This window comes from Bradyrhizobium sp. Rc3b (assembly GCF_900114915.1).
In the GTDB taxonomy this organism is placed as follows: domain Bacteria; phylum Pseudomonadota; class Alphaproteobacteria; order Rhizobiales; family Xanthobacteraceae; genus Bradyrhizobium.
Genome location: NZ_FOUS01000004.1, coordinates 236,183 through 249,769, shown reverse-complemented (window position 1 = coordinate 249,769; position 13,587 = coordinate 236,183). Strand labels below are relative to the sequence as shown.

Here is a 13,587-nt window from a genome sequence, read left to right as displayed (position 1 = left end):
TTCCAGAGGCGGCGCGGCTTGAATCGAGAAGCCGCGGCGTACTGGATCCCCCGCTTTCGCGGGGGATGACAGTCGTTGCTTGGCCTCAGATCAACCCGCCACCATCGGCGACGCGGCGCTGGTGGTAATCGGTGTCGCCGAACGAGTTCTCGATCATGGTGAGGCGCTTGAAGTAGTGGCCGATCTTCGCCTCCATGGTCATGCCGATGCCGCCGTGCAGCTGGATGGCCTGCTGTCCGACGAATTTCAGCGACTTGCCGATCTGCACCTTGGCCGCGGCGATGGCGTTGGAGCGCTCCTTGGCGTTCTCGAAATCGTTCGCCATGGTCGCGAACATCGACATCGAGCGGGCCTGCTCGGCCGCCACGAACATGTCGGACGCCCGGTGCTGCAGCGACTGGAACGAGCCGATCGCGACGCCGAACTGCTTGCGCGTCTTGATGTACTCGACCGTGGTCTTGAGCGATTCGTCCATCAGGCCGACCGCCTCGGCGCAGAGCGCGACGCGGGCTTCATCGACGACACGCTCGATCAGCGCCAGCGAATCCTCGGGATTGCCGAGCACGGCATCGGGGCCGATCTCGACACCGGTGAGCGTGATGTCGGCGGCGTGCAGGCCGTCCTGGGTCGGGTAGGACTTCTTGGTCACGCCCTTGGCATTCGCCGGCACCAGGAACACGCCGATGCCGTTTCTGTCGCGGCGCTCGCCCTTGGTGCGCGCGGTGACGATCAAGGTGTCGGCATTCTCGCCGTTGAGCACGACGAATTTTTCGCCGTCGATGACCCAGCCGTCGCCCTTCTTCTTCGCCGTGGTCGAGACGTCGAAGAGATCGTAGCGCGAGTTCTTCTCGAGCTGGGCGAACGCCAGCGTCTTGCTGCCGTCGATGATGCCGGGCACGTGCGCGGCCTTCTGCGCGTCGGTGCCGGCATGGCGCAGGAAGCCGCCGCCGATCACGACCGTTGCCAGATACGGCTCGAGCACCAGCGCCTTGCCGAGCGCCTCCATCACGATCATGGTCTCGACGCCGCCGCCGCCGAAGCCGCCATCGGCCTCGCTGAAGGGCAGGCCGAGCAGGCCCTGCTCGGCAAGCTTGAGCCAGACGGTTTTGCTCCAGCCGCCCTTCTCCTTCATGTACTTCTTGCGCTGCTCGAAATCGTAGGAATCGGTCAGCAGGCCGTCGATGCTTTCCTTGAGAAGCCGCTGCTCCTCGTTCAGATCAAAATCCATGTTTCTCTCCAAATCGGCGGGAATTGCCCTGCCGTCGCCTCACCCTCAGACGTCATCCCCGCGAAGGCGGGGATCCAGTAAACGCAGCCGCCTGCCGTACTCACGACCGCCGCGGCGTACTGGGTCCCCCGCCTTCGCGGAGGACGACACCGTCATTGTTGACTCACAGCCCCAGCACCGCCTTGGCGATGATGTTGCGCTGGATCTCGTTGGAGCCGCCGTAGATCGAGACCTTGCGGTTGTTGAAGTAGCTCGGCGCGATCTGGGCGGTCCAGTCCATGGCTTCGTTAGAGCCATCGTCGCCATGCACGTCGTAGGGCGCGGCGAACGGGCCGATCACTTCCATCAGCAGCTCGGTAGTGGTCTGCTGGATCTCGGAGCCCTTGATCTTCAGCACCGAGGAGGCCGGATTGGGCTTGCCCTTGCCGTGCTTGCCTTCGTCGGCGACGACGCGCAATTGAGTCAGCTCGAGCGCCTTCAGCTCGATCTCGCACGCGGCGAGCTTCTCGCGGAACGCAGCGTCCTGGATGATCGGCTTGCCGCCGGATTCCACCTTGCCGGCGAGATCGCGGATGCGGCGCAGCCGCTCCTTGGAGACGCCGACGCGGGCGATGCCGGTGCGCTCATTGCCGAGCAGGAATTTGGCGTAGTCCCAGCCCTTGTTCTCCTCGCCGATCAAATTCTCGTAGGGAACTTCGACGTCGTCGAAGAACACCTCGTTGACCTCGACGCCGCCGTCGATGGTCTGGATCGGGCGCACCGTGACGCCTTTCGACTTCATCGAGAACACGATGAAGGAGATACCCATCTGCTTCTTGGCGCCGGGATCGGTGCGGCACAGGCAGAAGATCATGTCGGCGTGCTGGGCGAGCGTAGTCCAGGTCTTCTGGCCGTTGATGATCCATTTGTCGCCCTTGCGCTCAGCCTTGGTCTTGAGCGAGGCAAGGTCGGAGCCGGAGCCGGGCTCGGAGAAGCCCTGGCACCACCAATCATCGACATTGGCGATGCGCGGCAGATATTGCTTCTTCTGCTCCTCGTTGCCGAAGGTGTAGATGACGGGGCCGACCATGCTGACGCCGAAGGCGAGCGGCTGCGGCGCCGGATAGGACTGCAGCTCCTCGTTGAAGATGTAGTGCTGCACGCTGGTCCAGCCGGTGCCGCCATATTGCTTGGGCCAATGGCTGACGCCCCAGCCCTTCTTGTTGAGGATGCGCCACCACGTCACCATCTCGTCCTTGCTGAGGTGACGCCCCTCGACCATCTTGCGCCGCGTATCCGGCGGCACGTTGTCGCGGAAGAACTGCCGCACTTCCTCGCGAAACGCCTGTTCTTCTTTCGTGAATGCGAGATCCATCGGATCCTCCTGTGAATTACTGCAAAATCTCGAACAAGCCGGCCGCGCCCATGCCGCCGCCGACGCACATGGTGACCACCGCATATTTCGCCTTGCGGCGGCGGCCTTCGATCAAAGCGTGGCCGGTGAGGCGCGCGCCGGACATGCCGTAGGGATGGCCGACCGCGATCGCGCCGCCGTCGACGTTGATCTTGTCGGGGTCGATGCCGAGCTTGTCGCGGCAATACAGCACCTGCACCGCGAAGGCTTCGTTCAGCTCCCACAGGCCGATGTCGTCGACGGTGAGGCCGTGGCGCTTGAGCAGGCGCGGCACGGCGAAGACCGGGCCGATGCCCATCTCGTCCGGCTCGCAGCCGGCGGAGACGAAGCCGCGGAAGATGCCGAGCGGCTTGAGGCCGCGCTTCGAGGCTTCCTTGTCGCTCATGATGACGGAGGCGCTGGCGCCGTCGGAGAGCTGACTGGCATTGCCGGCGGTGATCGAGAAGCCCTCACCGCGCACGGGCTTGAGGCCGGCGAGGCCTTCGATCGTGGTCTCGGGGCGCGGACCTTCGTCCTGCGACAGCGTGACGTCCTTCATCGACACGGCGCCGGTCGCCTTATCGGTGACTGCCATCTGCGTCGTGATCGGCGCGATCTCCTCCTTGAACTTGCCGCCCTGCTGGGCTGCCGCAGTGCGGCGCTGGCTCTCCAGCGAATACTCGTCCTGCTTCTCGCGCGAGATGCCGTAGCGCTTGGCGACGATCTCCGCGGTGTCGATCATGGGCATGTAGACCTCGCCCTTGATCTTGAGCAGCGCCGGGTCCTGGGCGTGGAAGCCGTTCATCTTGTCGTTCTGCACGAGCGAGATGGACTCGCCGCCGCCGCCGACCGCGATCTCGACGCCGTCGAAGATCACCGAGCGCGCGGCGAGCGCGATCGCCTGCAGACCCGAGGCGCATTGCCGGTCGATGGTGGTGCCGGCGACGGTGACGGGAAGGCCGGCGCGCAGCAGCGCCTTGCGCGCGATGTTGCCGCCGGTCGCGCCCTGCTGCAGCGCCGCGCCCATCACGACGTCCTCGATCTCCTTCGGATCGACCTTGGCACGCGCGACGGCTTCGCCGATGGCGTGGCCGAGCAGGGTTGCGCCCTCGGTGGCATTGAGCGCGCCGCGATAGGCCTTGCCGATCGGGGTGCGGGCGGTGGAAACGATGACGGCGTCGGTCAAGAACGAGCTCCTGATGCGGTTTTAGTGGATTGTGACGGTTTCTGCTGCTGGCGCAATTCGTGGCGCGACAATTTTCCGACCGGCGTACGCGGCAGATCGTCGACAAACTCGACCTCGGCCGGCAATTCGTGCTTGCCGAGCTTGCCGGCGAGCTGCGCGCGCAGCTCGTCGAGCGTGAACGGCTTTGTGTCCGGCTTCAGCTTGATGAAAGCTTTGGCGGCCTCGCCGCGATACTGGTCTGGGATGCCGAGCACGATCACCTCGTGCACGCCAGCAATGGTGTAGATCGCCTGCTCGATCATCTGCGGATAAACGTTGAAGCCGCCGGAGATGATCATGTCCTTCTTGCGATCGACCAGGAAGAAATAGCCGTCGGTGTCGACATAGCCGATGTCGCCGGTGAGGAAGCGGCCGTCGACGAAGGCGTCCGTGGATCCCTCCGGCTTGTTCCAGTAGCCCCTGGTGACGTTCGGGCCCTTGATGCGGATTTCCCCGACTTCGCCCGGCGCAAGCACGCGCTTGGGATCATCGAGCGCGACGACGTCGAGCTCGATGCCGGGCAGCATCAGGCCGATCGAGCCGGGCTTGTCCGGCCCCGTCGGCGGATGGCCGGTGCCGGGCGAACAGGTCTCGGTCATGCCCCAGCCGCTGCGCAGCTTCTTGCCGACCTTGCGCTCGAAGAAGTTCGCGACCTCCACCGGCAGCGGCGCGCCGCCGGAGCCGATAGTCGCGAGCGAGGAGAAGTCGCGCTTGTCCAGATCAGGCAGCGCGGCGATCGCGATCCACATCGTCGGTACGCCCGGAAAATACGTCGCGCGCTTGACCTCGATGTCGCGCATCACGGCTTCGACGTCGAAGCGCTGATGCAGCGAGACCAGATTGCCGCGGCTGAGCGAGGACAGCAGCACCACGGTCAGCGCGTAGATGTGGAACAGCGGCAGCACGCAGATGACGCGCTCGATCGTCTCGCCGCGCGCGGCGCGCGCCGGCTTGCCCCAGACGTCGTAGATCGACACTGCCGAGGTTAGATTGCCGTGGGTGAGCATCGCACCCTTGGGCAGACCGGTGGTGCCGCCGGTATATTGCAGCAGCGCGACGTCGTCGGCCGTTACGACAGGCCACGCCGCCGGCGCGGTCGCGCCCTCGGTGAAGGCCTTGAAGGTGACGATGCGGGGATCATCCGGGATCGCCGCCTGCGGCGTGCCGACCTTGCCCCAATGATCGTCCTCGCAGACGACGAGACGGTCGATCAGCCCCTTCTCCAAAAACTTCAGCGCGGTCGGCAGCAGCGCCGCAAGGTTCGAGGTGACCAGCAGGCGCGAGCCGGAGTCCGAGATCTTGTGCGTCAGCGCGATCTCGCCGTCGAGCGGCGACAGATGCGCGAGGCGGGCGCCTGCCTTCAGCGCGCCGAAGAAGTTGACGGGATGGTCCGGCGAGTTGCCCAGAAACAGCGCGATGGACGTTCCCTTGCCGCAGCCGGCGCGCAGAAACGCCGCCGCCGCGCGCTCGGCCTGAGCTGCGAGCTCCGTGTATGTGATCGGGCGATCTCGAAATTCCAGAGCGGGCCGCGGGCCGTAATCGGCGGCAGCTTTCGACAGCAGGTCAGGCAGCGTGCCCTGGACGATTGTGTCGTCCCACCGCACGCCCTCGGGATAGAACTGTTCGCCGGGATGGGTCATTGGCGATCGATACTCTGCAAAACGGTAGTCGCCGGGTCGTGTGAGGTGGGCACCGGCGGACGGGCTCCCTTCCCCCTTGTGGGGAAGGGTTGGGGAAGGGGATAGCCACAAATTCCGATCTCGCCCGGGGCCACCCCCCTCCCTGCCCCTCCCCCACAAGGGGGGAGGGAACGGAGAGAGCTTTGCCCGGAGCGCGACATCGCAGCAGCACCCAATCCGATCACGCCGCCTTCGACGCCGCCGCCAGCGACGCAAACGTCTTGCCTTCGGCCGCGAGCTTCTTCAGCAGCGGTGCGGGCTCGAGGCTCGGGTCGTTGGTCTCCTTGGCGTAGAAGGCCAGGCGATCGGCGATGTGCTTGAGACCGACGCTGTCGGCCCAGAACATCGGGCCGCCGCGATAGATCGGCCAGCCATAGCCATAGAGCCAGACCACGTCGATGTCGGAGGGACGCGCCGCGATGCCCTCTTCGAGGATCTTCGCGCCCTCGTTGATCATCGGATACATCATGCGCTCGAGGATCTCGTCGTCGCTGACGACGCGCTTCTTGCGGCCGAGACGCGCAAGCGTCTCGTCGATCAGCTTCTCGACCTCCGGATCGGGCAGCGCCGAGCGGCTGCCGGCTTCGTACTTGTAATAGCCCTTGCCGGTCTTCTGGCCGAAGCGGCCGGCCTCGCACAGCGCGTCCGCGATCTCCGACTTGATGCCGCGGTCTTTCCGCGAGCGCCAGCCGATGTCGAGGCCGGCGAGGTCGCCCATCGCAAACGGCCCCATCGGCATGCCGAACTTCGTCACCACGGCGTCGACCTGCTGCGGCAGCGCGCCTTCGAACAGCAGCTTCTCGGACTGCTTGCCGCGCTGGGCGAGCATGCGGTTGCCGACGAAGCCGTCGCAGACGCCGACCACGGCCGGCACCTTCGCGATTTTTCGCGCGATAGTCACCGCCGTCACCAGCGCGTCCGGCGCAGTCTTGTCGGCGCGCACGATCTCGCACAGCTTCATGACATTGGCCGGCGAGAAGAAGTGCATGCCGAGCACGTCCTGGGGACGCTTGGTCGACTTCGCGATCTCGTCGATGTTGAGATACGAGGTGTTGGAGGCGAGCACGGCGCCGGGCTTGGCGTATTGGTCGAGCTTGCCGAACACTTCCTTCTTCACCGCCATGGTCTCGAACACGGCTTCGATGACGAGATCGGCATCGCCGACATTCTCGATACCGACGACGCCGTTGATCAGCGCCATGCGCTTGGCGGGCGCGTCGGCCGGGATGCCGCCGCGCGCCGCGGTCGCTTCCCAGTTCTTCTGCATGATGCCCATGCCGCGCTTGAGCTGCTCCTCGCCGGTCTCGATCAGGGTGACGGGAACGCCGGCATTGGCAAAGGACATCGCGATGCCGCCGCCCATGGTGCCGGCGCCGAGGATGGCGACCCGGTTCACGGGACGCGATTTGGTGCCGTCAGGAACGCCCGCGATCTTGGCAGCCTCGCGCTCGGCGAAGAACGCATAACGCTGCGCCTTGGACTGATCGCTGGCGACGAGCTTCAGGAAGCCCTCGCGCTCCTTCTTCAGGCCTTCGTCGAAGGGTAGGTCAATGGCGTAGCCGACGGCGTCGGCGGCGGCGAACGGCGCCTCCAGGCCGCGCGATTTCTTGGTCATGGCGGCGACTGCATTGGTGAAGATCGAGCGATCGGCCTTGGCCGCCGCGATCTTGGAATCGTCGTCGCGCAGGCGCCGCAGCGGACGCTTCTCGGCCAGCAGCTTTCGCACGAAGGCTTCGCCGCCCGATGCCGGCCCCTCGATGATTTCCTCGATCAGGCCGTTCTTGAGCGCTTCGGCCGCACCAATGGGATCACCGCCGACGATCATCTTGACCGCGAGCTCGGGACCGACCGCGCGGGGCAGGCGCTGGGTACCGCCGGCGCCCGGCAGAAGACCGAGCTTCACCTCGGGCAGGCCGAGCCTGGCCTCTTTCACCGCGACGCGGAAATGACAGGCGAGCGCGACCTCGAGGCCGCCGCCGAGCGCGGTACCGTGGATCGCGGCAACCACGGGCTTGGGCGAATTCTCGATCTCGGACAGCACGTCGTTGAGGGCGGGCGCCTTCGGCGGCTTGCCGAATTCGGTGATGTCGGCACCGGCGATGAAGGTGCGGCCGGCGCAGGTCAGCACGATGCCCTTGATGGCGGGATCGGCAATCGCAGCCTTGATGCACTCCAGGATGCCACCGCGGACCGCGGCACTCAGCGCGTTGACCGGAGGGCTGTCGACCGTGACGATCCCGACTTCGTCATGACGCTCAAGCTTGACCACTTCGCTCACGGTGTTCCCTCCTTGGTGGGGATTTACTTTTGTTCGATTTCGCGGTGCGGAATTTAATTCCGCATCTTGACGGCAGGGTTATTTTGAAGCACGTGGCTTGTCAACGACTCCGCGCAAGAAGCAGATCAGGGATGAAGCGTACAGGAAAGAAGACTGCGACCGATCGGAATTTCGTCGTCGCGCTTTCCCGCGGACTGGACGTATTGCGCGCATTCCACCCCAATGACGGCCTTCTCGGCAATCAGGAGATTGCGGCTCGCACCAACCTGCCGAAGCCGACCGTGTCTCGGCTGACCTACACCTTGACCAAGCTGGGCTATCTTGCGCCGGTTCCCCGCTTCGAGAAGTATCAGCTCACACCCGCGGCGATGTCGCTCGGCTACGCCGCGCTCGCCAATCTCGGCGTTCGGCATTTGTCCGAGCCGTTCCGCGAGGAAGTGATGCGCGCGACGGGCGGTGCCGTCGCCGTCGGCGGACGCGACCGTCACAGCATGATCTATTTCGGGCAAAGTCGCGGCAGCGAGACTGTCGGGGTTCAACTTGACGTCGGCTCTCGCGTGCCGATTGCAACCAGCGCGATGGGCCGCGCCTATTTCTGGGCGCTCGACGACGCGGACCGCGCAGACCTGTCCCGCCTCTTGCGCGAACATTACGGCAGCCGCTGGCCCAAGATGCGCGACGGGCTGGAACGTTCCGGCGAAACCGTCGCGAAATATGGTTTTGCGATCTCCGTCGGCGACTGGCACGACGACATCGGCGCCGCCGGCGTCGCACTCAGGCTCAACGACGGAACCGGTCCCTACGCATTCAATTGCGGCGCGCCCGCATTCCGCTTCACGGAAGAGCGTTTGATCAACGACATTGGACCGCGTCTCTTAGCGATGGTAAGGAACATCGAAGCGGCGCTCGGGGGTCTAATGCCGCATTCCAAAAAAGACGTCAGCAAAAAGCTGAAATCAGGAGGAAAAGTTGCGCGTGTGGCCGAGGGATTCAGATAGCCTTTGTCATCATCGGGAGCGGTTCACATCGCTCCTTCGCTCACTGAATGCCGTGAGCGAGACGAGATGACGCAGGCACAGCTCGCGCAGGGGACATCGCCCCTGCTCGCGGTTCGCGACGTCAGCGTCGTGTTCGGCGGCATCATCGCGCTCAACGGCGTGTCCTTCGACATGCACAAGGGCCAGATCCTCGGCTTGATCGGCCCCAACGGTGCCGGCAAGACCACGCTCTTCAACTGCCTGTCCCGGCTCTACCAGCCGTCATCCGGCGACATCCTGATGGAGGGTGCGAGCATCCTGACGCGGCCGCCGCACCGGATCGCCGAGATCGGCATTGGCCGCACCTTCCAGAACGTGGCGCTGTTTCCGAACCTCTCGGTGATGGACAACGTCCGCGTCGGCGCGCATTCGAGGACGTCCAGCGACATCATCAGCGACTCGCTGAAGCTTGCATGGGTTCGCCGCAGCGAGACCAGCGTCAACAAGAAGGTGCACGAGATCCTCGCCTATCTCGACCTCGAGGACGTCGCCCACACCGTGGTCTCCGGCCTGCCCTTCGGCACGCAGAAGCGTGTCGAGCTGGCCCGGGCACTGGCTGCCGATCCCAAGATCCTGCTGCTCGACGAGCCCGCCGGTGGCCTCAACCACGAAGAGGTCTACGTGCTCGGCGATCTCATCCGCAAGATCCGCGACGAGCGCCACATGACCGTGCTGCTGGTCGAGCATCACATGGGACTCGTGATGTCGATCGCCGACCACGTCGTCGCGCTGAATTTCGGCAAGAAGCTCGCGGAAGGCACGCCGGCCCAGGTGCAGGCGGACCCCGACGTCATCAAGGCCTATCTCGGGAGCAAGGACCAATGACGACATTGCTCAACGTCAAGGACCTGCGCGCCTATTACGGCCAGGTCCAGGCGCTCCATGGCCTGTCCTTCTCGCTCAACGAGGGCTCGCTGGTGACGCTGCTCGGGGCCAACGGCGCCGGCAAGACCACCACGCTGCGCGCCATCTGCAACATGGTGCGCTCCACCGGCGGCATCGAGTTCGACGGCAAGCCGTTGAACAACCGCTCCACCGAGAGCATCGTGCGGTTCGGCATCGCCCATGTGCCGCAGGGCCGCGGCACCTTCACCACCATGACGGTGGAGGAGAATCTCCAGCTCGGGGCCATCACCCGCAAGGACAGCGCCGGCATCGTCTCCGACATCGAGCGAATGTATGCGCATTTCCCGGTGCTGAAACAGCGCCACACCCAGCAGGCCGGCACACTCTCCGGCGGCGAGCAGCAGATGCTCGCGGTCGCCCGCGCCCTGATGCTGCGACCGCGGCTGATGCTGCTGGACGAGCCCTCCTTCGGCCTCGCGCCGCTGGTGGTCCGCGACCTGTTCGGCATCCTTGGCAAGATCAACCGCGAGGACAAGGTGTCGATCCTGGTGGTCGAGCAGAACGCCCAGCTCGCGCTGGAGCTCGCCGACCAGGCCTATGTGATCGAGACCGGCCGCATCGTGATGTCGGGCAACGCCAAGGACATCGCGAACAACGAAGAAATCCGCAAATCCTATCTGGGTTACTGAGGGAGCCGGGACAATGGAGCTGTTCACCAACCAGGTCCTGGCCGGCATTGCCACGGGCGCGATTTACGCCTGCATGGCGCTCGCCGTGGTCATGATCTACCAGGCCATCGACCATCTCAACTTCGCGCAGGGCGAGATGGCGATGTTCTCGACCTTCATCTCGTGGCAGCTGATGCAGTGGGGCGTGCCTTATTGGGCCGCCTTCGTGATCACGCTGGCCTTCTCCTTCGTCGCCGGCATCGCGATCGAGCGGATCCTGTTCAAGCCGCTGACAAAGGCACCGGTTCTGACCAACGTCGCAGGCTTCATCGCGCTGTTCGCGATCATCAACTCCTCGGCGGGCCTGATCTGGGACTTCACCATCAAGCAATACCCGACCCCGTTCGGCTCCGCGCCGTTCCTCGGCAGCCAGCTGATCTCGACCCACCAGGCCGGCATGATCGGCGTCACGGTGCTGCTGCTGCTCGGCCTCTATTTCTTCTTCCAGTACACGCGGATCGGTCTTGCCATGCGCGCGGCCGCCTCCGTGCCTGAATCGGCCCGCCTCGTCGGCATCAACACCAGCTGGATGATTGCGCTCGGCTGGGGCATGGCGACCGCGATCGGCTCGATCGCCGGCATGCTGATCGCACCGGTCGTGTTCCTCGAGCCGAACATGATGGGCGGCGTGCTGATCTACGGCTTTGCCGCGGCGGTGCTCGGCGGCCTCTCCAGCCCGTTCGGCGCCGTGGTCGGCGGCTTCCTGGTCGGCGTCTTCGAGAACCTCGCCGGCACCTACATCCCCGGCGTCGGCAACGAGCTGAAACTCCCGATCGCGCTTGCGCTGATCATCTCCGTCCTGGTCGTCAAACCCGCTGGCCTGTTCGGCCGGCACATCGTCAAGCGAGTTTGATCATGAGCGCTGCAGAAGAAGTCGTTGCAGAAGGCCACCAGGCGGTCGAGGCGGTTCCGAAGCGGGCCATGACCTTGGGCACCGGCACCTCGCTGGTGGTGCTCGCGGCGCTTTTGATCGTGCCGATGTTCGTCAAGAACTTCGTCATCTTCCAGATGACGATGCTCCTGATCTACGGGCTCGCCGTGCTGGCGCTGAACATCCTGACCGGCGGCTCCGGCCAGTTCTCGCTCGGCCAGAGCGCCTTCTACGCCGTCGGCGCCTATACGTCGGCGGTGCTGATGGAGCACGCCAACATCAACTACGCATTGACCATTCCGATCTCCGCCGTGGTCTGCTTCGGCTTCGGGTACTTGTTCGGCAAACCGGCGCTGCGGCTCTCGGGCGTCTATCTCGCGCTCGCGACCTTCGCACTCGCGACCGCGATGCCACAGCTGCTGAAGCTGAACTTCCTGGAACACTGGACCGGCGGTGTGCAGGGCCTCGTCGTCACCAAGCCGGACGCGCCGTTCGGCCTGCCGATGTCGCAGGACACGTGGCTGTACTACTTCACGCTCATCGTCACTATCGCGATCTACATCTTCTCGGTGAACCTGTTGCGCTCCCGCTCCGGCCGCGCCTTCATGGCGATCCGCGACAACGAGATCGCGGCGTCCTCGATGGGTGTCAACGTCGCACTGTACAAGACGCTGGCGTTCGGCGTGTCCGCCGGCATCACCGGCGTTGCCGGCTCGCTCGGCGCCATCGCGGTGCAGTTCGTCGCACCCGACAGCTACACCATCACGCTCGCGATCTCGCTGTTCCTCGGCATGGTCGTCGGCGGCGTCGGCTGGCTGCCCGGCTCGTTCGTCGGCGCGGCCTTCATCATCTTCGTGCCGAACATGGCGGAGAGCATCTCAAAAGGCCTCTCCGGCGCCGTGTTCGGCGTGCTGCTGTTCCTCGTCATCTACCTCGTGCCGCACGGCGCCAGGCAGATCGCGATCCTGGGCCAGCAATTCGCCGGCAAACTCAAGAAGAACTGAAGACTGTTGGACTAAAGAAGGAGATCGAATTGTATTTTGGAAGAACACTGCGAGCCGCCGCGCTGGTCACGGCAACGGCGGCCATTGCCCTCACCTCCGGCGCCGCACTGGCCCAAAAGAAATACGACACCGGCGCGTCCGATACCGAGATCAAGATCGGCAACATCATGCCGTACAGCGGTCCGGCGTCGGCCTATGGCATCATCGGCAAGACCGAAGAAGCCTATTTCAAGATGATCAACGACAAGGGCGGCATCAACGGCCGCAAGATCAACTTCGTCACCTATGACGACGGCTATTCACCGCCGAAGGCGGTCGAGCAGGTCCGCAAGCTGGTCGAGAGCGACGAGGTGCTGGCCGTGTTCAATCCGCTCGGTACGCCCTCGAACAGCGCGATCCAGAAGTACCTCAACGCCAAGAAGATCCCGCAGCTGTTCGTCGCCACCGGCGCCACCAAGTGGAACGATCCCAAGAACTTCCCCTGGACCATCGGTTGGCAGCCGTCCTACCAGAGCGAAGCCCAGATCTACGCGAAATGGCTGATGAAGGAGAAGCCCGACGCCAAGGTCGCGATCCTCTATCAGAACGACGATTTCGGCAAAGACTACCTCAAGGGCACCAAGGACGGTCTCGGCGCCAAGGGCGCGTCCATGATCATCATGGAAGAGAGCTATGAGGTGTCCGAGCCGTCGATCGACGGCCATATCGTCAAGATCAAGGCCGCCAATCCCGACGTGCTGCTGATTTATGCGACGCCCAAATTCGCGGCCCAGACCATCAAGAAGACGGCCGAGCTCAGCTGGAAGCCGCTCCAGATCCTCACCAACGTCTCGATCTCGGTCGGTAGCGTGATGAAGCCCGCCGGCTTCGAGAATGCACAGGGCGTGCTGTCGGCGGCCTATGCCAAGGACTCCACCGATCCGCAGTGGGCCAACGACCCCGGCATGAAGAAGTGGAACGAGTTCGTCGACAAGTACATGCCGGGTGCCGACAAGTCCGACACCAGCATGGTCTATGGCTACGGCGCTGCCTCGACCCTGGCCAAGGTCCTGGAGATGTGCGGTGACGATCTCACCCGCGCCAATCTCATGAAGCAGGCGGCTTCGCTGAAGGATTTTGCGCCGGATACGCTCCTGCCCGGCGTCAAGATCAACACCAGCGCTACCGACTTCGCCCCCATTGCGCAGCTGCAGATGCAGCGCTTCAAGGGTGAGAAGTGGGAACTGTTCGGCGAGATCATCAGCGGCGACGTCGCCTCCGAGTGACACGCTGACGCAATAGTCCGACCCTCGAGAAGCCCCCGCGAGCGATCGCGGGGG

At 64.5% G+C, this 13,587-nt stretch carries 11 protein-coding genes; 6 read left to right on the top strand and 5 right to left on the bottom strand.

What is annotated here, in order from left to right; translation table 11 throughout:
- Nucleotides 1-85 precede the first annotated feature (85 nt).
- From pimD to BM190_RS11145, 5 genes are all read right to left on the bottom strand, one after another.
- A complete protein-coding gene (gene pimD / locus BM190_RS11165; protein WP_092254331.1) occupies nucleotides 86-1,228 on the bottom strand; it encodes a pimeloyl-CoA dehydrogenase small subunit in 1,143 nt (380 codons plus the stop codon).
- Between the two features lie 163 nt (nucleotides 1,229-1,391).
- Nucleotides 1,392-2,582: a pimeloyl-CoA dehydrogenase large subunit gene (gene pimC / locus BM190_RS11160; RefSeq protein WP_018318818.1), complete on the bottom strand. Its 1,191-nt coding sequence runs from the start codon at nucleotides 2,580-2,582 to the stop codon at nucleotides 1,392-1,394.
- A gap of 16 nt (nucleotides 2,583-2,598) precedes the next feature.
- The gene (locus BM190_RS11155; protein ID WP_092254329.1) at nucleotides 2,599-3,786 is read right to left on the bottom strand and encodes an acetyl-CoA C-acyltransferase; all 1,188 of its coding nucleotides are present in this window, start codon (nucleotides 3,784-3,786) and stop codon (nucleotides 2,599-2,601) included.
- Nucleotides 3,783-5,465, bottom strand: a complete 1,683-nt coding sequence (gene pimA / locus BM190_RS11150; RefSeq protein WP_092254327.1) for a dicarboxylate--CoA ligase PimA — start codon at nucleotides 5,463-5,465, stop codon at nucleotides 3,783-3,785. The genes BM190_RS11155 and pimA overlap by 4 nt, the downstream gene beginning before the upstream one ends.
- 220 nt (nucleotides 5,466-5,685) lie before the next feature.
- The gene (locus BM190_RS11145; protein WP_092254325.1) at nucleotides 5,686-7,782 is read right to left on the bottom strand and encodes a 3-hydroxyacyl-CoA dehydrogenase NAD-binding domain-containing protein; all 2,097 of its coding nucleotides are present in this window, start codon (nucleotides 7,780-7,782) and stop codon (nucleotides 5,686-5,688) included.
- A 131-nt stretch (nucleotides 7,783-7,913) separates the two neighbouring features.
- Here BM190_RS11145 and BM190_RS11140 point away from each other — a divergent pair, with 131 nt between their 5' ends.
- From BM190_RS11140 to BM190_RS11115, 6 genes are all read left to right on the top strand, one after another.
- Nucleotides 7,914-8,780 carry an IclR family transcriptional regulator gene (locus tag BM190_RS11140; RefSeq protein ID WP_026202076.1) on the top strand — a complete coding sequence of 289 codons (867 nt, stop codon included), beginning with the start codon at nucleotides 7,914-7,916 and terminating at the stop codon, nucleotides 8,778-8,780.
- A gap of 66 nt (nucleotides 8,781-8,846) precedes the next feature.
- Nucleotides 8,847-9,644: an ABC transporter ATP-binding protein gene (locus BM190_RS11135; RefSeq protein ID WP_018318823.1), complete on the top strand. Its 798-nt coding sequence runs from the start codon at nucleotides 8,847-8,849 to the stop codon at nucleotides 9,642-9,644.
- On the top strand, nucleotides 9,641-10,354 hold the full coding sequence (locus BM190_RS11130; protein ID WP_018318824.1) for an ABC transporter ATP-binding protein: 714 nt from the start codon (nucleotides 9,641-9,643) through the stop codon (nucleotides 10,352-10,354). Before BM190_RS11135 ends, BM190_RS11130 begins: the two co-directional genes overlap by 4 nt.
- 13 nt (nucleotides 10,355-10,367) lie before the next feature.
- Nucleotides 10,368-11,246, top strand: a complete 879-nt coding sequence (locus BM190_RS11125; RefSeq protein ID WP_018318825.1) for a branched-chain amino acid ABC transporter permease — start codon at nucleotides 10,368-10,370, stop codon at nucleotides 11,244-11,246.
- 2 nt (nucleotides 11,247-11,248) lie between these two features.
- Nucleotides 11,249-12,268: a branched-chain amino acid ABC transporter permease gene (locus BM190_RS11120; protein WP_026202077.1), complete on the top strand. Its 1,020-nt coding sequence runs from the start codon at nucleotides 11,249-11,251 to the stop codon at nucleotides 12,266-12,268.
- A 29-nt stretch (nucleotides 12,269-12,297) separates the two neighbouring features.
- On the top strand, nucleotides 12,298-13,533 hold the full coding sequence (locus tag BM190_RS11115) for an ABC transporter substrate-binding protein (RefSeq protein WP_092254323.1): 1,236 nt from the start codon (nucleotides 12,298-12,300) through the stop codon (nucleotides 13,531-13,533).
- Nucleotides 13,534-13,587: the final 54 nt, after the last annotated feature.

Excerpts from the sequence above, each read along its gene's own strand:
- pimD (WP_092254331.1), bottom strand. The coding sequence starts at position 1,228 with ATGGATTTTGATCTGAACGAGGAGCAGCGGCTTCTCAAGGAAAGCATC.
- pimC (WP_018318818.1), bottom strand. The coding sequence starts at position 2,582 with ATGGATCTCGCATTCACGAAAGAAGAACAGGCGTTTCGCGAGGAAGTG.
- pimA (WP_092254327.1), bottom strand. The coding sequence starts at position 5,465 with ATGACCCATCCCGGCGAACAGTTCTATCCCGAGGGCGTGCGGTGGGAC.
- BM190_RS11140 (WP_026202076.1), top strand. The coding sequence starts at position 7,914 with ATGAAGCGTACAGGAAAGAAGACTGCGACCGATCGGAATTTCGTCGTC.
- BM190_RS11135 (WP_018318823.1), top strand. The coding sequence starts at position 8,847 with ATGACGCAGGCACAGCTCGCGCAGGGGACATCGCCCCTGCTCGCGGTT.
- BM190_RS11130 (WP_018318824.1), top strand. The coding sequence starts at position 9,641 with ATGACGACATTGCTCAACGTCAAGGACCTGCGCGCCTATTACGGCCAG.
- BM190_RS11125 (WP_018318825.1), top strand. The coding sequence starts at position 10,368 with ATGGAGCTGTTCACCAACCAGGTCCTGGCCGGCATTGCCACGGGCGCG.
- BM190_RS11120 (WP_026202077.1), top strand. The coding sequence starts at position 11,249 with ATGAGCGCTGCAGAAGAAGTCGTTGCAGAAGGCCACCAGGCGGTCGAG.